We start from the raw sequence: 21,046 nt of genomic DNA on the forward strand, positions 1-21,046 counted from the left end.
CAGCCGGCCACGTGACGAGTCAGTTCGCCGCCGAGTGCGCCGACGGGACTACGCCGAGTTGCTGCATCATCCCGAGGGTGTCCCAGGATGCCCAGCTCTCGATGATCTTGCCGTCCCGGAAGCGATTGATGGTAATTCCCTGAACAACTGCCGATTTGCCGGTGGCGGGCATTCCCATCATCTCGCCGTCATTGGTTCCTGTTCCCGTCCATCGGGTCGTGACGAAGTCGCCTTCAGCGATCTGTTCGTTGATCAGGAACCGTTGATCCGGGAAAGCCGTGAGATACATCTGCACGAGCCGCTTGAGGCCGTCGGGGCCGTGGATCTCCGCGAACGGGTTCTGCGGATCGTGGTTGATGGAGTCGTCGGCGATCAGCTCGTCGAATGCATCGAGGTCTCGCGCGTTCCACGCGTCGAAGACGCGCTTCGCTGAAGCCTTGTTCTGCTCTGACATGGCGTTTCCTATCCAGTAGTTACGCCGAACCGGCGAAGAGGCTCGTAGTCGCTACAGTCAGGATTCGCCGCGCCCGGCGTTCGGCATGGTGTGACGCGGCCGCGCTGCCGACGGTGAATCCAGTCGCCACAACCCGATATGAGGACGCTGCCATCACGGAGGATGCCCGCCCGAATGTTGCCCGGCACGCATTCAGCTGCCCGCCGGTCGCAAACCTTGAAGCCGGTATACGCAAATAATTGTGCGCCTTTTTCGCAAGCAAGGTAAGGGGCGACAGCGAGAAAGCGCAGCCGGACACACCGAGGAACCGCGCGGGCGACGAGTGTTCAGCGGAGGAGGTCGGCTGCCTTCTCGCCGATGACCACCGCCGGGGCGTGGGTGTGGCCGCGGATGATGGTCGGCATCACCGAGGCGTCGGCCACGCGCAGGCCGTCGAGGCCGCGGACCTTCAGGTCGGGGGTGACGACACCGGCGGCGTCGGTGCCCATCCGGCAGGTGCCGGTCGGGTGGTAGAGGGTGTGGGAGTGCCAGGTGAGGGCGTCCGCGAGGGTTTCCTCGACCGTCGGCTGTTCCCGTTTCGGCTGCAGGAATCGGCCGATTCGGGAGCCGAGCGGCTCGGCGGTGACGATGCGGTGGGCGATGCGCAGTCCGGCGAGCAGCGCGGCACGGTCGGCGCCGTCGGCGTCGGACAGGTACCGGGGATCGACCAGCGCCTTGGCCATCGGGTCGGCGGAGGCGAGGGTCACCGTGCCGCGGCTGCGCGGCTGGAGCAGGATCGGGCCGATGGCGATGCCGTGACCGGGCGCGATGCCGATCCCCTCGTCGTAGAACGGGGCAGGCCCGAAGATGATCTCGAGATCCGGTAGTTCGAGTTCGGGCCTGCTGCGCACGAAGCCGTACGCCTCACCCACATTGGACGTGAGCATGCCCTGGCGCCGCGCGAGGTAGTTGAGCAGCTCCAACGGCTTCTCCGCGGCGAACAGCGTGTCGGAGTCGACCTCGAAACCGAGCAGCGAGATCAGGTGATCGGTGAGGTTGCGGCCGACCTCGGGCAGGTGGTGCACGACCGGAATGCCGTGGCGGCGAAGCTCTTCCCGGTCACCGATGCCGGACAGCTGCAGCAACTGCGGGCTGTTGATCGCCCCACCGCACAGCACCACCTCCTTGCGGGCGCGCACGATCTGGGTGGTGCCGTCCTTGCGGTATTCGACACCGACTGCCCTGGTGCCTTCGAACAGGATCCGAGTCGCCTGCGCACCGGTGAGCACGGTCAGATTCGAACGCTTGCGCGCGGGCTTCAGATAGGCGTCCGCGGTGCTCCACCTGGCGCCGCGCTTCTGGCACACCATGGTGTGCGTGAAGCCTTCGGGCTGCGGCAGATTCGCGCGCTCCCGCTTGAAACCGGCGTGTTCGGCCGCGGCGAGGAAGTCGTCGGTCCAGCGGCGAGCGCTGCGCTGGTGCGAGATCCGGAGCGGTCCGGAACGGCCCTCGTCGGGTTCGGCGGCGTCCTCGACGGACTCGATGCGCCGGAAGTACTCGACCACGTTCGCGAACGACCAGCCCGGCCCGGCGAGACGCGCCCATTCGTCGTAGTCGGCCGCGAAGCCGCGGACCCACATCATCGCGTTCATCGACGACGACCCACCGAGCATCTTGCCGCGCGGCCAGAAGATCTGGCGGTCACCGAGTTCGGCCTGTGGGGTGGTCAGGTAGTTCCAGTCGAGCTCGGTCTGGAACAGCTTCGAGAAGGCCGCCGGAATGTGGACGGCCTGATTCTTGTCCTCGGATCCGGCTTCCAGGGCGATAACGCTCGTGGCAGAGCGCTCAGTGAGCCGTGCGGCGAGCACCGCGCCCGAGGATCCGGTGCCGACGACGACGTAATCGGCGATGGTGTTGTTCATCTGATTCTCCCGGGGAGTAGGGCTCAGCCGCGCAGGGCGGAAGCGAAGATCTGGGGCAGGCGAAGCCAGCCCGGGTCGGCGCCGAATTCGGCGAGCAACCTGCCGGTGCTCGCGGCGGTCTTGTTGCCGACGAACCACGGCGGCTTCGGCGAGATCGCGAACTCGCCGCGCAACAGCGACCGCGGCGCCGGGCGGAACGGGCCACGCACGACGGTGCGCTCCACCCGGTCGATCAGCCAGGCGTTGTGCACCACGCCGATGCCGCTCTGCACGTCGTCGATGGTGTGACCGGGGAAAGCACCCCAGGACGCGGTCGGCGTCAGGTAACCGACGCCGGTCCACGCGTTGATCGCGACCGTGCCGTAGCGCAGGTCCTCGATCAGCTCGTCGAATGCCGCACCGAGCTCGGAGATCGTGGCAGGCGCGGCGATGATGTTGACGCCGAGTGTTCCGACGAACGCCTCGTTCGCGGTTCGAGCCGCCAAGTGGGTGAATTCCGCTCGGGTTCCCGGCAATTCGACCACGCCGAGCACCGGCGCGAAGTACTCCTCGGCCAGCAGCGGCTCGGCCGGGGACGGCGCGACCCCGGTCACCAGCAGCCGGCCACCACCCGGTCCGAGCCGCTCTGCTCGGGGATAGGACTCACCGGCCCGCGCGACACGATCGTCACTGCCCGGGTAGTACGCGCGGCGAGCCGGTGCCTTCGCGAGCGCGTCGCGCACCGCGGCGAGGAATTGATCCTTCTGCGCCCAGTCGGCCGAGATGATCAGCGCCTGGGCGGCGACACAGTTGTAGCCGCCGTTGTGCAGACGCTGGGTTGCCACATGCTCGGCTTGGAAAGCGATGTCGGCCGCGCTCCAGTCACCCGGCAGCACGATCGTCGGTGACACGCCGCCGAGCTCGCTGGTGACCGGCTTGGTCAGCTTCGGCGTGCCCGCCGATTTCCGCTCGTCCGCTTCAGGTCCGGTGCCCCAGACGATCGCGTCGTGGGTGCGCGCGCTGCCGGTCATGTGCACGTGGTCGACGAGGTCGTGTTCGATCAGGTAACCGCCCACCTCGGCGCCACCGGTCAGCAGCCGCACCGCGCCGAGCTCGATCAGCGGGGCCAGGATCGCGGCGAACACAGGCAGCATCGGATCGGTGATCGGGTTGAGTTTGAGCGCGACGACCCGATTGTGCGCTATCAGCTCGTAGAGCACGTCCAGCGGCGCGATCGAGGTGATGTTGCCCGCGCCGAGTACCGCGCCGATCCCCTGCGTGCGGCTCGGATCCAATTGGGCCAGACCGGCATTCGCCTTCGCGGCGGCACTGCTGACGCCCCGCTGCAACCACACCTGCGCGCTGAACCCGTTGAGCAGCAACGCGTCGAACGGGCTCGCGGGCAGGACATCCACGGTGACCCGGTCGCCCGCGATGCCGAAAGTGGCCTTGTCGAGCGGGCTCTCGCCGCGTGCCAGGACATCGAGCGTCTTCGACAGCGCGCCGAGCCCTGCGGCCATCACATACGGTCCCGAGATCCACTCCTCACCGACCAACGGCGAGGACGCCGCGAGACCCTTGATGCCGACGGCCGCGTCGACCCACTCCTGAGCGTGCCGCCCGGTGAGCTCGCGCACCCGGTCCAGCAGCGCACGCCTGCCGGACAACGAGGTGGCCGCCCACTTCTTCTCGCCTTCGGCGAGCTCGGACAACGCCACATCAACCGCGGCACGGGCGGGCTCTGCCTTCTTGGTGACCACTTGCGATCCTCCACGACTCTTGGGACGGTCCGCGGCGCGCGGCGGACGAGATGACTCGATTCTGTCGCGGCCGACCAGGCGGGCACCATGTGCGCCCGTTGCGGATCGACCCCCCTCCCGATTGTGCTCGAGCACAACAGCGACGTGACGTGGCTCATGCCGGTTCTCGGATGATCCGGTCATCGATACCGGATATCGACCACAGTCACCAGGAGGCACGGTGTGCTCGTGCACAACATCGAGGTGGCGTCGATCACGTCGGATCCCCTAGCCTGTAGGGGTGACCGCACCACCGCCGACCACCGACGCACCGCCCCTCGGGCTGGCCGGGCTCCTGCTCGACTCGGTCGAGACGATGGCCGAGGAACTCGTTCATCGCATCGCGGGCGCGGACCGTTCCTATGCCGATCCGGGACTGCTGACGGCCGAGGAACTCCAGCAGGCGTGCCTGGCGAACCTCACCGCGATCATCAGCGCCCTGGCCGGAATCGGGCCGACGCGGCTGCACTCGGCGCGCGCGGTCGGTCGGCTCAAGGCCGAGCGCGGGGTCCCGATCGCCGCGCTGCTGCACGCCTACCGGCTCGGTGGCCGATTGACCTGGGAGGAACTCACCGCCCGATCCGCCGGTCCGGGCGACCCACGGCTGCACGATCTCGCCACCGACCTGTGGGAACTCATCGACACCTTCTCCGACGCGGCGGTCGAGGCCTATCGCGAGACCGAGATCATGCTCGCGCACGTCGATGCGCAGGCCCAGAGCCGTTTGATCCGTACGCTTTTCGACGATCACTCCGACAATCCCGCCCACACGCTGAGCGCGATGCGCACGTTGGGCCTATCCGAGAACGGCACGTTCGCTGTCGTGGCGATCGAGACCACCGACCCCGGCGCCACCCTCCCCGGCCGCCTGATCGGCGCGTTGCGAGATCTCGGCGCCGGGTCGGTGTGGGATTCACAGATCGACTCCCACACCGGGTTGCTGTCCTCGACGACAGCGGCGGCGGTCGAGCGTGCGGCCGCGGCGCTGGCCGAGCTCGTCGACGGACGGATCGGTCTCAGCGCCGTCTTCACCAGCCCGACCGCCATCCCCGGCGCGCTGACCGAAGCCCGCCTCGCCGCTCGCAGCGCGCGCCCTGGCGCGCACACCGTCGTCCGGTTCGGCAGCGAGCCCGTCGCCCACCTGCTCGTCACCGTGCCCGAGGCCAGTCGGCTTGCCACCACCCAGATCCTCGGGCCCGTGCTCCGGCTGCGCGCGCCCGAGCGAGACGATCTGATCGCCGCGCTCGACGCGTGGTACCGATGCCGCGGGTCGACCGCCGCGGCCGCCGAGCAGCTGCATTGTCACCGCAATACGGTGCGCTATCGCCTGCGCAAGATTCGCGACCTCACCGGACGCGACACCGCCGACCCGGTGCATTCGGCGGAGCTGCACCTCGCGCTGCAAGCAGTCACACTCCTGGGGCCGTAGCGGCCGGATGCAGATCGCGGCCCTTCGTCTCCGCGGTGAGGGCGAGCGCGCCGAGGGCAAGGGCTGCGGTCCCGGCGACGATGACGCTCAGCGGCACACTCGAGCCGTCGAAGGTCGCCAGCAGGCTCGCGGCGATCATCGGGGTGAAGCCCGCGCCGATCAGGGCCGCGCTCTGGTACGCGATGGACACTCCGCTGTATCTGATCCGGGTGGGGAACATTTCCGACAGCAGCGGTGTCAACGGCGCGTACATCGCATTCTGCAGCAGCTGGGCGAACATCAGGGCGGCCGTCATGATCCACAGCGAGTGGGTGTTGATCAGGGCATAGAGCGGGAACGCGAACAGGATCGCCCCGACCGCGCCCGCCATCATCACCCGACGCCTGCCCAGTCGGTCCGACAGCGCCGCGCACAAGGGAATGGCGACGATCGAGACCCCGACCACGAACAGCAGACACCGCATGACATCGCCTACCGCGTAACCGATTCCGGTGGCGTAGACGATGATGTGCGAACTCGTCAGGGCGGTCAGCGCGAACGGCGCGATCCCGGCGATCACGGCGAGAGCGACCGGTCGTGGCTGCCGCAGCACCTCCAGCGCGGGGGTCGACGGACGACGATCCTGCGCGGCCTCGAACACCGGACTCTCCGCCACCCGCCGCCGCACATACAGGCCGAGCACCAGCAGGGCCGCGCTCAACAGGAACGGCACCCGCCAGCCCCACGTCGTGAACTCGGACTCGGGCAGCTGGGTCACCACGGCGACGGCGGCCGTCGACAGCAGGAACCCGAAAGGCGTGCCCAACTGCATGATTCCCGCCCAGCGACCGCGACTGCCCGCCTCCGCGTGCTCGACCACCATGAGCGCGGCACCGCCCCATTCGCCACCGACAGCGATGCCCTGCACCACCCGCAGCAGCACCAGCAGCACCGGCGCGGCCGCACCGATCGTGTGATAGGTGGGCAGCAGGCCGATCAGCGCGCTCGAGGTGCCCATCATGACCATCGTGATCATCAGCATCGATTTGCGGCCGAGCCGATCGCCGAAATGACCGAAGATCACCCCGCCGAGCGGGCGGGCGACGTAGCCGGCGGCCAGGGTGCCGAACGACGCGATGGTGCTCAGCGCCGGATCGGATCCGGGGAAGAACAGCGGCCCGAACACCACCGCGGCCATCGTCCCGTAGAGAATGAAATCGTAGTACTCGATCGTCGTCCCCAGCAGACTCGACAACGCCGCGCGCCGCCGTAGGCTTGCGTCGATGCCCTGCGGGACAACGGGATTCGTACTCTCGGGTGCTGGCATACTCAAGGAGTCGCTCCTTCACGGTCGCATCGCGGAACCCGCCGAGATTCCCAGCGCGACAGCACCGTCGGCAATGCCCGCAGCCACTGAGCGGGAGCCATGTGAGAATGCGGCCATGACCATCAAGTTCGATGCGCTCGATGCCGCGTTGCTGGCCGAACTGGCCAGTGACCCGCGGCGGCCGATTCTCGAGCTGGCGCAGCGGCTCGGGGTCGCCCGCAATACCGTGCAGGCGCGGATGCGGCGGCTCGAGTCCTCGGGCGCCGTGCGGGGTTATCCGCCCGATATCGATGTGCAGGCGATCGGGTTCGCGGTGCACGCGTTCCTCGGCATCGAACTCGATCAGAACAAGATGGATCCGATCATCGAGACGCTGCGTGGGTTCCCGCACGTGCTCGAGGTGCACGCCACCACCGGCCGCGCCGATCTGCTGGTCCGCATCGCCGCGCGATCCCAGCAGGACCTGCTGGAGATCATCCAGCGGGTGCACGCCATCGACGGCGTGAAACACACCGAGACGATGCTCGCGCTGGCCACCCCGATCGGGTACCGGAGCCTGCCGCTGGTCGAGCATCTGACGAATGCGCCCGATGTGACCTAGATCTCCACATCTCGAGCAGATTGACGCAATCTACTCAGTGGCGTAGGTCACTTTTGAGCAGTCTGATCAACTTTTCGGCCGACTGTTGACACAGATCACCATGCCCGGCACATTTCGCTGCACCGAGAGCACATTCCTTCGCGCAGTGAGGTGACCATGACCAGCGTCGTCTGTTCCACCGCCCGACCGCTGGCCGACCCGGCCGCTCCCTACGACCTCGCCGATCGCTACCGCTCCGGCGCGGGCCCGGTGCTGCTGACCGGGGTCCAGGCCATCGCCCGGCTGCTGGTGGAACAGCACGTGCGCGATATCCGTGCCGGTCGCCGCGTCGCGACGTTCGTCTCCGGCTACCAGGGCAGCCCGCTGGGCGGGGTGGACAAGATGCTGCTCGGCATGCCGGAGGTGCTCACCGAGCACGACATCACCTTCGTCCCCGGATTCAACGAGGAGCTGGCCGCCACCTCGGTCTGGGGCAGCCAGGCCGACCTGCCCGCCGGACAGTCGACCCACGACGGTGTGGTCGGTGTCTGGTACGGCAAGGGCCCGGGCGTCGACCGCGCGACCGACGCCGTCCGGCACGCCAATATGTACGGTGTGAACCCGCGCGGCGGTGTGCTGCTGCTGGTGGGCGACGATCCGGCCTCGAAGTCGTCGACGGTGCCCGCGGTGAGCGAACGTTCCCTGGCCGCCATGGGTGTGCCGGTGCTGTTCCCGCGCAATGCCGAGGAGATCATCACCCTCGGCATGCAGGGCATCGCGATGTCGCGGGCCTCGGGTTGCGTGGTGGCGTTGAAGATCGTCGCCGATGTCGCCGACGGGGCGTGGACGGTCGACGCCGCGGTCGCGGATCTCGCCCTGACCGTTCCCGAAGTGCAATGGGAGGGAAAGCCTTTCGTCTACCGGCAGCGGCCGATGGCGGCGCCGACCGACAGCGTGCTCGCCGAGGCGGACCTGTACGGGCCCCGCTGGGCGACGGTGCAGGCCTACGGCGCGGCCAATGCCCTCGACGTGATCGAGGTGGACCCGGCCGAGGCGAAGGTGGGGATCGCGGCCACGGGCACCACCTTCGACGCGGTCCGGCAGGCTCTGCTCGACCTCGGTGTCGACGAGGCGACCATGCATCAGGCCGGAATCCGCTTGCTGCGCATCGGAATGCCGTATCCGCTCGGCGCGACCGCACTCACCGAGTTCGCGCGCGGGCTCGAGCAGCTGATCGTCGTCGAGGACAAGACCGCGTTCATCGAAACCCAGGTCCGCGAGATCCTCTACGGCACCCCGGACGCGCCGCGCGTGCTCGGCAAGCAGGACGAACGCGGCGCGCGACTGATGCCGGTCGACGGCGAACTCACCGCAGGGCGACTGCTGGCGCCACTGCGCCGGGTACTGCGCGGCCGGGTGGAGCTGAAACGAGCTGCGCCGCCCGCACTTCCGCTGGAAGTTCTCTCCGCCAAGCGCACGCCCTACTTCTGCAGCGGCTGCCCGCACAACCGCTCCACCGCGCTGCCCGACGGCTCGATCGGTGGCGGTGGCATCGGGTGCCACACGCTGGTCACCATGTCCGGGCGCACCGACAGCGCGGTCACCGGGCTGACCCAGATGGGCGGTGAGGGCAGCCAGTGGATCGGGCAGGCGCCGTTCACCGACGTGCCGCACCTGTTCCAGAACATCGGCGACGGCACCTTCTTCCATTCCGGGCAGCTGGCGATCCAGGCCTGTGTCGCAGCCGGAGTGAACATCACCTACAAGCTGCTCTGGAACGAGGTCGTCGCGATGACCGGCGCCCAGGACGTGGAGGGCGGACTCACCGTCGCGCAGCTGACCCACAAGCTCACCACCGAAGGCGTGAAGCAGATCATCATCTGCGCCGACGAACCGAAACGCCACACCAAGCGCGCACTGGCCAAGGGCACTCTGCTGTGGCATCGTGACCGGCTCGACGAGGCGCAGAAACTGCTGCGCGAGGTCGAGGGCGTCACGGTACTGATCTACGACCAGCACTGCGCCGCCGACGCCCGCAGGCAGCGCAAGCGCGGGACGCTGCCGACCCGAAACACGCGGGTGGTGATCAACGAGGCCGTCTGTGAGGGCTGCGGTGATTGCGGCGCCAAGTCGAATTGCCTGTCGGTGCAGCCGGTCGAGACCGAGTTCGGGCGCAAGACCCGCATCGATCAGACTTCGTGCAATACCGACTACAGCTGCTTGGACGGCGACTGCCCCTCGTTCGTGACGGTGGAGGTGGTCCCGGACAAGGGAAAGACCGAGCCGCGCAAGACCGTTGAGCCGCCCGCCGTGGCCGACCCGGGCGTGGACGCACCGCAGCGCACCCAGAACGTGCTGATCGCCGGGATCGGCGGTACCGGCATCGTGACAGTGAACCAGGTGCTGGCCACCGCGGCCCTGCGCGCCGGGTACGAGGTGGAGAGCCTGGACCAGATCGGCCTGAGCCAGAAGGCCGGTCCGGTGCTGTCCCACTTGCGGTTCTCCGCAACGGAATTGGAGCCCGCCAACCGACTCACCCCGGGGAGCGCGGACTGCTTGCTCGCCGTCGACCTGCTCACCGCGACCGATCCGCGCTACCTCCAGTACGGCGATGCGGCGAGCACCCTGGCCGTGGCATCGACGAGCCAGACCCCGACCGGCGACATGGTCTTCGACAAGTCGGTGGCCTACCCCGAGACGGACACGCTGCTGGATCGGCTCGCCACGGTGACGAATTCGATCAGTCACTTCGACGCGCTCGCGGCGGCGCTCACGCTGTTCGGGAACACGGCGGCGGCCAACTTCCTGATCGTGGGCGCGGCCGTGCAGACCGGCGGACTGCGACTGCCCGTCGCAGCGATCGAGGAGGCCATCGGGATCAACGGTGTCGCGGTGAACGCCACCATCGCGGCGTTCCGGTGGGGGCGAGTCGCCGTCGCCGATCCGGCCGCGTTCGCCGCGGCGGTCGATACGGGGCGGCCACAGCGCGCGCAGCCGGTGGCACCCGCGGAGTTGCTGGCGCACACCAGCTTCGAGGGCGAGGTGCGGCGGCTCGTGGAACTGCGAGCGGCTCAGCTGATCGGCTACCAGAACGCGAAGGTGGCACACCGCTACATCGAGACGGTCGAATCCGTGTGGGCGGCAGAGCGTTCTGTCACCGAGCGGACCGATTTCAGCGAGGCGGTCGCGCGCGGGCTGTTCAAGTTCACGGCCTACAAGGACGAGTACGAAGTGGCCCGGCTACTCGTGGACCCGGACTTCCTCGCCGACGTGCAAGCCCAGGTGCCCGGCGGTGAGAAGCTCACCTACAAGTTGCACCCGCCGATGTTGCGCGCGCTGGGCCGCGACAAGAAGATCGGGCTCCGTCCGAAATCGCATGTGGCGCTGAAGGTGCTGGCCAAAGGCAAGTTCCTGCGCGGCACCAAGCTCGACCCCTTCGGCTACGCCCACGTCCGCAAGGTCGAGCGGGAACTGGTGGTCCACTACACCGAACTCGTGCGCCGACTGGCCGACGATCTGACCACAGACAACTACGAAACAGCCACGGCGGCAGCCGCACTGACCGATGTGGTGCGCGGCTACGAGGACATCAAACTCGGCAACGTCGAGCTGTACCGCGCCGGGCTACGCGAGCTCGGCATCGAGTCCTGACCGGCACACCGCCGCACGACACCGGACACTCCGCCGCGACTCCCGCGGCTGAGCACATCGCCGCGCCCCGTGGCACCACCACGTCGCCGCACCAGCGGCACAACTGAACCGCCGCTGACCCGCGGCACCACTACCCCGCACCCCAGGGCACAACCCTGGTCCGCGGCAACCGGAAAGGAAATCGACAGTGACCGTTGTGCACACCGAGGCAGGAGTCTTCGGCCGATCGCACGAGTTGAGCGCCCGCGCCCACGAGCAAGTGGTGTTCTGCGAGGACGACAGGTCCGGGCTGAAGGCGATCATCGCCATCCACTCGACCGCGCTCGGCCCCGCCCTCGGCGGTACCCGCTTCTTCCCGTACGCCGACGAATCCGCGGCACTCCAGGACGTGCTGCGCCTGTCATGGGGCATGACCTACAAGGCCGCGGCGGCGGGGGTGGACCTCGGTGGCGGCAAAGCCGTGATCATCGGTGATCCGGCCGTCCACAAGAGCGAGGAATTGCTCGCCGCCTACGCGCGTTTCGTCGAAACCCTGGGCGGGCGCTACATCACCGCCGGTGACGTGGGCACCAACACCGACGATCTGGATGTGATCGGCAGGCACACCAGCCATGTCACCGGGCGCAGTGTCGGCGCGGGCGGCAGCGGTGACAGTGCTCGGCTGACCGCGCTCGGTGTGTTCCACGCGATGCGGGCCGGTGCCGAATTCGCCTGGGGCGCACCGACACTGGCCGGTCGAACGGTGGGCGTGGAGGGCGTCGGCAAGGTCGGCCGCGAACTCACCGCCCTGCTGCTCGCCGACGGCGCCGAGGTCTGTGTGACCGATGTCGACGAGGCGGCGCTGCGGCGGATCGCCGACGAACTGCCCGCCGTGCGGCTGCTGTCGGCAGTGTCCACCGCGCCGGTCGACGTCTACGCCCCGTGCGCCATGGGCGCCACGCTCACCGCGGCCGGCGTCGCCACCATCGAGGCGAAGCTGATCTGCGGCGCGGCCAACAACCAGCTCGCGACACCCGAGGTCGAGCAGGCGCTCACCGACCGTGGCATCACCTGGGTGCCCGATTTCGTCGCCAATGCCGGTGGCCTCATCCAGGTGGCCGGTGAACTGCGCGCCGCCGCGCCTGCCGAGGTCGAAGCAGAGGTCGCCGACATCTACCCGCGCTGCCGGGAGATCATCGCCGACGCCATCACCGAGGGGATCGGCACCGGTGCCGCCGCCAACCGGTTCGCCGAGCGCCGTCTCGATGCCATTCCGAGGTCGCTCTGATGATGAACAAGAGCGGCCTGTTCCGCACCAAGTCCGTCGAACAGTCGATCCGCGACACCGATGATCCCGATGCCAAGCTCCGCAAGGATCTGACGGCCAAAGACCTGACGATCTTCGGTGTCGCGGTGGTGATCGGCGCCGGCATCTTCACCCTCACCGCGCGCACCGCGGGCACGGTGGCGGGACCGGCGGTCTCGCTGGCCTTCGTCTTCGCCGCGATCGCGTGCGGGCTCACGGCCCTGTGCTACGCGGAGTTCGCCTCGACCGTGCCGGTGGCGGGCAGCGCCTACACCTTCGCCTACGCCACCTTCGGTGAGGTGATCGCCTGGATCATCGGCTGGGATCTGATCCTGGAGTTCGCGCTCGCGGTGGCGGTGGTTGCCAAGGGCTGGTCGCAATACCTGGGCGAAGTGCTCGGATCGTCGGCGCCGGTGGTCCACCTAGGGTCGGTGAAGTTCGACTGGGGCGCGGTGCTGATCATCGCGGTGGTCGGCGTGCTGCTCGCTACCGGGACCAAGTTGTCGTCGCGGGTCTCGGCCATCGCCGTCGCGATCAAACTGGGCGTGATCGCCCTGGTGCTGGTGGTCGGCGCCACCTACTTCAAGCCGTCGAACCTCACGCCCTACATTCCGCCCGCGCAACCGTCGGAGAAGGCCGAGGGGATGCACCAGTCGCTGTTCGCCTTCCTCACCGGATCCGGTGGCACCAGCTACGGCTGGTACGGCCTGCTCGCCGCGGCCAGCCTGGTGTTCTTCGCCTTCATCGGCTTCGACGTGGTCGCCACCACCGCCGAGGAGACGCGCAACCCGCAGCGCGACGTCCCGCGCGGCATCCTGGCCTCACTGGCGATCGTGACGGTGCTCTACATCGCGGTCTCGGTGGTCCTCACCGGCATGGTGTCCTACACCGAACTCGCCGACGGCAACGCCACGCTCGCCACCGCCTTCGCCATCCACGGCGCGACCTGGGTGAAGAACATCATCGCCATCGGCGCGCTGGCCGGGCTCTCGACCGTGGTGATGGTGATGTTCCTCGGCCAGACCCGGGTGCTGTTCGCCATGGCCCGCGACGGGCTGCTGCCCCGCGGCCTGGCCAAGACCGGCAAGAAGGGCACGCCGGTTCGGCTGACCGTGCTCGTCGGTGTGGTGTGCGCCCTGCTGGCCGGCTTCGTCGATTTCGGCACGCTGGAGGAAATGGTCAATATCGGCACGCTGGTCGCCTTCGTGATGGTGTCGATCGGGGTGCTGGTGCTGCGCCGGACCCGTCCGGAGCTGCCGCGTGGCTTCCGCGTCCCGTTCGTGCCGGTGGTTCCCGTCCTCGGCGCACTGGCCTGCCTGTGGCTGATGGTCAACCTCTCGATCGAGACCTGGCTGCGCTTCGTGATCTGGATGGCCCTCGGTGTCATCGTCTACTTCGCGTACGGCCGCAGACACTCGATCCTCGGTCGGGAACGACCACAACCCGAGCAACCGGAGTTGACACCGGTCCGCTAGCCCGAAACCCACTGGGCCGTCACCTGCTCGACCAGCGAGCAGGTGACGGCCCAGTCGGCGTCCGACCCCCGCGAGCAGTCACTTTTCACAGCCTGTGGCACTCAGTGCCAGGTCAGGTGAAATAATCCCCTGGACAACCAGGGCAATGCGATGTTGGGAGTACGGCAGTGGAGTTGATCGGTGTAATCGGTGGCGGCACGATGGGCGCGGGGATCGCGGAGGTGTGCGCCAAGGCGGGCAGCTCGGTGCTCGTGCTGGAGACCAAGCCGGAGTTCGCGGAGGCGGCCCAGAACCGGATCGCCACCTCGATCGCCCGTGGCGTCGCCAAGGGCAAGATCACCCAGGACGACGCCGACGCGGTGCTCGCGCGGGTGCGCGTCACCCTGGACATGGACGAGTTCGCCGATCGCGACCTGGTGATCGAGGCCGCGCCGGAGATCGAGGCGCTGAAGTACGAGATCTTCGGCAAGCTGGACAAGATCGTCAAGCCCGAGGGCATCCTCGCCACCAACACCTCCTCGATCCCCGTGATCAAGGTGGCCGGGGCGACCGAGCGGCCCGAGCGGGTCGTCGGCGTGCACTTCTTCAACCCTGTCCCGGTGATGCCGCTGGTCGAGATCATCTCGACCCTGGTGACCGCGCCGGAGGCGGCCGTGGCCGTCACCGACTATGTGAAGAACACCCTCGGCAAGATGGCCGTGCAGGCCGGTGACCGCTCCGGGTTCATCGTCAACGCGCTGCTCATCCCCTACCTCTGTTCCGCGATCCGGATGCTCGAGTCGGGCTACGCCACCGCCGAGGACATCGACGCGGCGATGAAGGGCGGCTGCGGCTACCCGATGGGCCCGCTGACGCTGCTCGACACCGTCGGCCTCGACATCGCCCTCGCGGCGTCGGAGTCGTTGTACGCGGAGTTCGCCGAGCCGCACCTCGCCCCGCCCGCGCTGCTGCGCCGGATGGTCGACGCGGGCCGGCTGGGCCGCAAGACCGGGCGTGGGTTCTACGACTACGCGAAGTGATGCTCTGTCCCGCAGGAGCTCGTGCTCCTGCGGGACGGTCCGACCTCACGCGGAGGTCAGATTCTCCGCTTCGGGCTCCGGGAAGAAGCCGATGTCGATGTAGTGGTCGAAGTAGCGGGTGATGACCGTGGCATCGACCGCGGGGAACTCGATCGGCAGGCCGCGGAACGGTTCGGCGGGAGCCGATTCCACGACGGTCAGCACCGCGGCCGGGTTCGCCTGGGCGATGGCGGCCGCGTAGTTGCCGCTCAGCGCGGATGCCCGAGCCAGGATGGGGTCGGCGTCCGGACGTTCGGCGGCGGTGGACAGCTGGAGGCCGAATTCCATCGGGTCGATGAAGTCGAACCGGTAACCGCGACCGCGGATCTCCTCGTAGACGACCTGCAGCGGCACCTGCGCACCGGCGGCCCGGAAGATGTTGCCGATGGCCGCGGTCTCGCGTGACCGGCTGACGATCCCCGCAGCGACATGGTCGACCGGGGCCATCTCGATGCCGATCGCGCGCACATCCACGGCCACACCGAGAACCAGCATGGCACGCAACATCGTCCACCAGGCGTCTTCGGCCGGAGCGACGCCGGTGCGGGAATCGCCGGTGATCAAGCCGGGACGGTAGACGGCGATGGGAATGCCACGCTCGATCGCGGTGTGCACGAGCTGCTCGGCGACCCACTTGGTCATCGCGTAACCGGGCAGACCGGCGGGCACACCGTTGTCCTGCGGGATCCCGGCCAGCACCGACAGTGTCGACACATAGTGGATCGGCTTGACCCGGGTGGTGGTCGCCAGCCGCAGCACCTCGGTGGTGCCACCCACATTGGCCGCCCGCATCCGGGCATACGGCTCGAGGTGGTTCACCAGCGCGCCGTTGTGATAGATCGCGTCGGCCCTTGCGGCGAGTTCGGCGAAGCGCAGCGGGTCCATGCCGAGGTTCGGTTGCGCGAGATCGCCCGGGACGCCGACGATTCGGTCGAGGTAGGGCCTCAGGTCGATGCGATACTTCGCGGCCGTCGAGACCACGCGATCCACGGCGCCCGGATCATCGGTGGCGCGGACCAGGCAATGGATGGTCGCGGTGGTCTGCTCGAGCAGTTCGCGCAGCAGGAAGCTGCCGAGGAACCCGGTGGCGCCGGTGAGCAGCAGCGTGGCCGGTTCGCCGGTGCGCTGGGGTGCGCAGCCGGTGAGGTCGATCGCCGGATCGAGGACGGCGTCGAGCGCCGGATCGGGGCCTGCGGCCGAGGCCGATGACTCGTCGCGCAGGGCCAGTGCCAGGTCGCTGACCAGCGGATAGCTGAACAGCAGGCGCAGCGGCACCTCGATGCCCAGTTGCTCGGCGATGGTGGCGCGCACCCGGATCGCCGCGAGCGAGGTGCCACCGAGGACGAAGAAGTCGTCGTCGCGGCCGACCCGTGCGAGGTCGAGTACCTCGGCGATGGCCGTGGCGACGATCTGCTCATCGGCGGTGGCCGGTGCCTGGTATTCGCGGATCTCCACGGCGGGCGCGGGCAGCGCCTTGCGGTCGAGCTTGCCGGTCGCGCCGAGCGGGAACTCGTCGAGCACCAGCAGCCGGTGCGGAATCATGTACGGGGGCAACAGGGTTCGGATGGTCGCGAGCACCTCGGCGATGTCCACGGAAGTATCAAGGGGTGTCACGTAGCCGACGAGCTGTTCGTGGTGCACCGCGACCGCCGCACCGGCGACCGCCGGATGCGTGCGCAGCGCCGCCTCGATCTCACCGGGTTCGATGCGCAGGCCGTGCAGTTTGAGCTGAACGTCGGTGCGGCCCAGGTAGGTCAGGTCACCGGACGGAAGCCTGCGCACCAGATCGCCTGTGCGGTACATGCGTTCGCCGACGGGACCGTACGGGTCGGCGACGAATCGTTCCATCGTCTTGTCCGGGCTGCCGAGGTAGCCGCGGGCCAGCTGCGCACCGGCCAGGTACAGCTCGCCGGGCGTGCCGACGGGCACCGGCCGCAGCCGCGCATCGAGGACGTAGGCGCGAGAGTTCCAGTGCGGCACGCCGATCGGGACGGTACCGGCACCCACGTCGGTCACGTCGGCGCCGGTGATCGACACGGTGGCCTCGGTGGGGCCGTACAGGTTGTGCAGTCGGCCCGCGGTGACAGTGGTGAAGCGTTCGATGGTGGCGTTCGGCAGTGCTTCACCGCCGACCCACACCGCCCGCAGCGAACGCAGGGCGCCGGTCGGTGCGGAATCCAGGAGCATCTGCAGTACCGAGGGCACGATGGTGGTGCCGGTAACGCGGTGGCGGGCAATGAGTTCGGCGAGGTAGGCCGGATCGGTGAGTCGCTGCGAGGCGGCGACGATCATGTGCGCGCCTGCCCGCAACGGGGTGGCGAAACCGATCATCGAGGCGTCGAAGGTGAACGGAATCGACTGCAGGACAGTGTCGGACTCCCCCACGCTGTACTCGCCGACCATGAACGCGGCCTGGTTGACGATCGCCGAATGCGGCACGCCGACGCCCTTCGGCTTGCCCGTCGAGCCGGACGTGAAGATCACATACGCCAGGTCGAGGGTGTGCAGCGGGCGCAGCCGGTCGGCGTCGGTGAGCCAGGCGTCCGAGAAGGCCGACAGCGCGACCCTGTCCACCGAGACGACCGGCAGCCCATCGGCTTCGATCGCATCGCCGGTGGTGGTCAGCAGGCACACCGGCTGTGCGGCGGCGAGGATGTCGGCGCGACGTTCGGCGGGCGAATCGGGATCGAGTGGCACGTAGGCACCACCGGCCGCGAAGACCGCGTACATGGCGACGACGAGATCGATCGAGGGCCGAATCGCCACGCCCACTGTGCTTCCGGGGCCGACACCGTCGGCGACGAGCAGCCGGGCCAGTCGGTTGACGCGGCGGGCCAGCTCGCCGTAGCTCAGCGTGACCTCGCCGAAGGTGACCGCGGGCGCGTCCGGTCGATGCTGCGCGCGGGCCTGGAATTCGTCGAGCAACGTCGAGTCCGCGACAAGGCGGAGCTCGCCCGACGGCTCGGTCAGCTCGTCCGCGGTGAGCAACGGCAGGTCACCGACGGGCCGGTGCGGTGCGGCGACGGCCGCGGTCAGCAGCCCGGCCAGGCGCGCGCCGAGCGTCGCCATGGTCGAGGCGTCGAACAGGTCGGTGGCGTAGCGCCAGGAGCAGCGCAGACCGGCGGGCCCGTCGCCGTCCTCGAGCGGAACGACGGTGAGCTGCAGGTCGACGGGTGCGGCTTCTTCGCCCAGATCGACCGCCGACAGCGTCAACTCGGGCAATTCGAGGCGCGTGGCGCCGAAGTTCTGGAACGACAACGCCACCTGGTACAGCGGGTGGTGGGCCTGGGTGCGCGGCGGATCCAGTTCGGCGACAAGACGTTCGAACGGCACGTCGGCGTGGGCGAAGGCGGCCAGATCGATATCGCGGACCCGATCCAGCAGGGCCGCGAAGGATTCGGCGGCGTCGATGCGGGTGCGCAGGACGACGGTGTTGACGAACATGCCGACGAGATCGTCGAGCTCGGGTTCACCGCGGCCGGCGACGGGAGCGCCGACGGTGACATCCTCGGTGCCGGCCACCCGCGCCAGCAGCACCGACAGCGCGGCCCGCACCACCATGAACAGCGAGGCATTGTGTTCGCGCGCGAGGGCTTCCAGTGCGGTGTGCACCTGCGCGGAGACAGCGAAGTCCTGTGCGGCACCCCGGGTGCCCGCGACCGGTGGGCGCGGCCGGTCGGTGGGAAGCTCGAGCAGGGCGGGGGCACCGGCGAGCGCGGTGCGCCAGAACGCGAGCTGCTCGGCCAGCAGCGAGCCGGGATCGTCTGCCGCGCCGAGCATTTCCTGCTGCCAGAGCGTGTAGTCCGCGTACTGCACGGGCAACGGTGCCCAGCCCGGCGCCGCACCGGCGGCGCGAGCGGCGTAGGCGGTCATCAGATCGCGAGTCAGCGGGCCGAGCGAGAAACCGTCGGTGGCGATGTGGTGCACGACCACCGCCAGCACGTGGTCGGTCGCGGAGAGCTGGAACACGGCCGCGCGCACGGGAACCCGCCGGCACACGTCGAACCCGCCGAGCGTCAGCCGGGCCAGTTCGCGCGGCAGGTCGGATTCGGTGATCGGGTCGACCACCACGTCGAGACCCGCCTGGGCCACGGGCAGGACCTGCTGGAAGCCCGCGCCGCCGTGCTCGGGGTACACCGTGCGCAGCACCTCGTGCCGTTCGAGCACGTCATCGAGGGCGGTGGTGAGCGCGGCGGTGTCGAGCGGGCCGGACAGACGCAGCGCGACCGGGATGTTGTAGGCACTGGATTCGGGATCGAGTCGCGCCATGAACCACATGCGCTGCTGGGCGAGCGAAAGCGGAACGTGCGCACCACGTTCGCGCCGGGTCAGCGGCACGCGCACCGACGCGGCACCGACCAGCGCGTCGAGGGCGATCGCCAGCTCTGCCACCGTGCCGTGCTCGAACACGGTGCGTGCGGGCACCCGCACACCGGCCGCGGCACCGAGGCGACCGGCCAGCTGAGTGGCCAGCAGCGAGTTGCCACCGAGGGCGAAGAAGTCGTCGCCGCGCCCGATCAGGTACGCGCCGAGCAGCTCGGCGAAGACCGCCGCCACCGTGCGTTCGGTGTCACCGCGAGGTTCCTCGAACTCGCGCGCGACGAGTTCCGGCGCGGGCAGCGCCCGGTGATCGAGCTTGCCGACCGGCGTCAACGGCACCTCGTCGAGCACGACGATCGCGGCGGGCACCGCGTGCTGGGGCAGATGCCGCTCGGCCAGCCGGGTCAGCGCCGCGGTGTCGATCGTGGCACCCGCGGCCGCGACGACATAGGAGACGAGCGCGCTCTCGCCGCTTGGCAGCGTCCGGATGAGCGTGGCGGAGAATCGGACCGTGTCGTCGGCGGCGAACAGTGCGTCGATCTCGCCGAGTTCGATGCGGAAGCCACGCAGTTTCACCTGCGCGTCGGTGCGGCCGAGGAATTTCAGGCCGAACCCGCCGGGCACCGGCACCCATTGCACCAGGTCACCGGTGCGGTAGAGCCTGCCGCGGCCGAGCGGGTCGGCGACGAACCGGCTCGCGGTGAGCCCGGCCCGGTCGTGATAGCCGCGGGCCAGACCCTCGCCGGCGAGGTAGAGCTCGCCGGGCACGCGGTCCGGAACCGGACGCAGCCGGGCATCGAGGACCAGCGCTGTCATCCCGGGGATCGTGTCGCCCATGGTGATCACGTCGTCGGCGGTCAGTCGATCGCTCATCGCGCAGACGATGGTGGTCTCGGTCGGGCCGTACACGTTGAAGAACGCGCGGCCCGGCGCCCACTGGGCGATCAGCTCGGGCGGATAGGCCTCGCCACCGACGGCGAGTGCGGCCAGTTCGGGCAGCGCCGCCGCGTCGAGTCCGGCCAGCGCCGCGGGCGTGATGAAGGCATGGGTCACGCGTTCGGCGCGCAGCAGTCCGGTCAGTTCGTCGCCGCCGTAGACATCGGGCGGCGCGATGACCATGGTCGCGCTCGCCCCGATCGCGAGCAGCATCTCCAGCATGCTGGCGTCGAAGCTGGGCGAGGCGAAGTGCAGCGTGCGCGAATCGGCGGTGATGCCGAAGCGGCGGACCTGCTCGGCACACAGACCGGCCAGGCCGGTGTGGGTGACCGCGACGCCCTTGGGGACGCCGGTCGAGCCGGAGGTGTAGATGATGTAGGCGAGATCGTCCGGGGAGAGCCTGCGAACACGTTCGCCCGCGGTCACGGGTTCGTCCGACATCGCGGCCGACTCGGCACCGAACTCGTCGGAATCGATGCGGAGCCACTGGATCCCAGCGTCGAGCCGGGCGGCGTCGGCCACCTTGGCCAGCCCGAACGCGGCACCGGAATCGGCGAGCATATGGGCGACACGTTCGGCCGGGTAGCGCGGATCGACGGGCACGAAGGTGACGCCCGCCTTGGCCGATGCCCAGACCGCGACCACGGACTCGATCGAACGGGTGAGCGCGAGGACGAAACGGTCACCGGGACCGAGGCCGCGCGCGATCAGCACCCTGGCCAGGCGCGAGGACCACTGGTCGAGTTCGGTGTAGGTGAGGGTCTGCCCGTCGAATCGCAGCGCGGGCGCCTCTGGAGCACGCTCGACGGCGGCCAGCAGGAGCCGCGGCAGCGTGGACGACACGGGCGCACGACGATGTCGGCGTGCGGCGCG

Annotated in this window: 11 protein-coding genes; 6 read left to right on the plus strand and 5 right to left on the minus strand. The window is 69.0% G+C overall.

Annotated features, from left to right (window positions below; genetic code table 11):
- Window positions 1–19 precede the first annotated feature (19 nt).
- The 3 genes from ACFWPK_RS01565 to ACFWPK_RS01575 all read right to left on the minus strand — a co-directional run bounded on the left by ACFWPK_RS01565 (window position 20) and on the right by ACFWPK_RS01575 (window position 4,094).
- Window positions 20–454, minus strand: coding sequence for an ester cyclase (locus ACFWPK_RS01565; protein WP_378912571.1), 435 nt, complete (start codon window positions 452–454; stop codon window positions 20–22).
- Between the two features lie 326 nt (window positions 455–780).
- Window positions 781–2,355 (minus strand): GMC family oxidoreductase, encoded by a 1,575-nt coding sequence (locus tag ACFWPK_RS01570; RefSeq protein WP_378912572.1) that lies wholly within the window; start codon window positions 2,353–2,355, stop codon window positions 781–783.
- 23 nt (window positions 2,356–2,378) lie between these two features.
- A complete protein-coding gene (locus ACFWPK_RS01575; RefSeq protein ID WP_378912573.1) occupies window positions 2,379–4,094 on the minus strand; it encodes an aldehyde dehydrogenase family protein in 1,716 nt (571 codons plus the stop codon).
- A 280-nt stretch (window positions 4,095–4,374) separates the two neighbouring features.
- On the opposite strand from ACFWPK_RS01575, the gene ACFWPK_RS01580 reads away from it, so the two are divergent.
- Window positions 4,375–5,562: a PucR family transcriptional regulator gene (locus ACFWPK_RS01580; RefSeq protein ID WP_378912575.1), complete on the plus strand. Its 1,188-nt coding sequence runs from the start codon at window positions 4,375–4,377 to the stop codon at window positions 5,560–5,562.
- On the opposite strand, the gene ACFWPK_RS01585 is transcribed toward ACFWPK_RS01580, so the two are convergent.
- The gene (locus ACFWPK_RS01585; protein WP_378912577.1) at window positions 5,543–6,868 is read right to left on the minus strand and encodes an MFS transporter; all 1,326 of its coding nucleotides are present in this window, start codon (window positions 6,866–6,868) and stop codon (window positions 5,543–5,545) included. The genes ACFWPK_RS01580 and ACFWPK_RS01585 overlap by 20 nt on opposite strands.
- A 115-nt stretch (window positions 6,869–6,983) precedes the next feature.
- Here ACFWPK_RS01585 and ACFWPK_RS01590 point away from each other — a divergent pair, with 115 nt between their 5' ends.
- From ACFWPK_RS01590 to ACFWPK_RS01610, 5 genes are all read left to right on the plus strand, one after another.
- Window positions 6,984–7,469, plus strand: a complete 486-nt coding sequence (locus ACFWPK_RS01590; protein WP_378912578.1) for an Lrp/AsnC family transcriptional regulator — start codon at window positions 6,984–6,986, stop codon at window positions 7,467–7,469.
- A gap of 156 nt (window positions 7,470–7,625) precedes the next feature.
- Window positions 7,626–11,099 (plus strand): indolepyruvate ferredoxin oxidoreductase family protein, encoded by a 3,474-nt coding sequence (locus ACFWPK_RS01595; protein WP_378912579.1) that lies wholly within the window; start codon window positions 7,626–7,628, stop codon window positions 11,097–11,099.
- Window positions 11,100–11,286: 187 nt separating this feature from the next.
- Window positions 11,287–12,366, plus strand: a complete 1,080-nt coding sequence (locus tag ACFWPK_RS01600) for a Glu/Leu/Phe/Val dehydrogenase dimerization domain-containing protein (protein WP_378912580.1) — start codon at window positions 11,287–11,289, stop codon at window positions 12,364–12,366.
- A complete protein-coding gene (locus ACFWPK_RS01605) occupies window positions 12,366–13,859 on the plus strand; it encodes an APC family permease (RefSeq protein WP_378912582.1) in 1,494 nt (497 codons plus the stop codon). Before ACFWPK_RS01600 ends, ACFWPK_RS01605 begins: the two co-directional genes overlap by 1 nt.
- Window positions 13,860–14,026: 167 nt before the next feature.
- Complete coding sequence (locus tag ACFWPK_RS01610; protein WP_378912583.1) at window positions 14,027–14,878, plus strand: 3-hydroxybutyryl-CoA dehydrogenase; 852 nt, start codon at window positions 14,027–14,029, stop codon at window positions 14,876–14,878.
- A 45-nt stretch (window positions 14,879–14,923) separates the two neighbouring features.
- On the opposite strand, the gene ACFWPK_RS01615 is transcribed toward ACFWPK_RS01610, so the two are convergent.
- Complete coding sequence (locus ACFWPK_RS01615; RefSeq protein WP_378912584.1) at window positions 14,924–21,016, minus strand: amino acid adenylation domain-containing protein; 6,093 nt, start codon at window positions 21,014–21,016, stop codon at window positions 14,924–14,926.
- Window positions 21,017–21,046 lie beyond the last annotated feature (30 nt).

This window comes from Nocardia sp. NPDC058519 (assembly GCF_042719755.1).
GTDB lineage: Bacteria > Actinomycetota > Actinomycetes > Mycobacteriales > Mycobacteriaceae > Nocardia.

Coding starts and splice junctions, on each gene's coding strand:
- ACFWPK_RS01570 (WP_378912572.1), bottom strand. CDS start 2,355: ATGAACAACACCATCGCCGATTACGTCGTCGTCGGCACCGGATCCTCG.
- ACFWPK_RS01605 (WP_378912582.1), top strand. CDS start 12,366: ATGATGAACAAGAGCGGCCTGTTCCGCACCAAGTCCGTCGAACAGTCG.
- ACFWPK_RS01565 (WP_378912571.1), bottom strand. CDS start 454: ATGTCAGAGCAGAACAAGGCTTCAGCGAAGCGCGTCTTCGACGCGTGG.
- ACFWPK_RS01585 (WP_378912577.1), bottom strand. CDS start 6,868: ATGCCAGCACCCGAGAGTACGAATCCCGTTGTCCCGCAGGGCATCGAC.
- ACFWPK_RS01595 (WP_378912579.1), top strand. CDS start 7,626: ATGACCAGCGTCGTCTGTTCCACCGCCCGACCGCTGGCCGACCCGGCC.
- ACFWPK_RS01590 (WP_378912578.1), top strand. CDS start 6,984: ATGACCATCAAGTTCGATGCGCTCGATGCCGCGTTGCTGGCCGAACTG.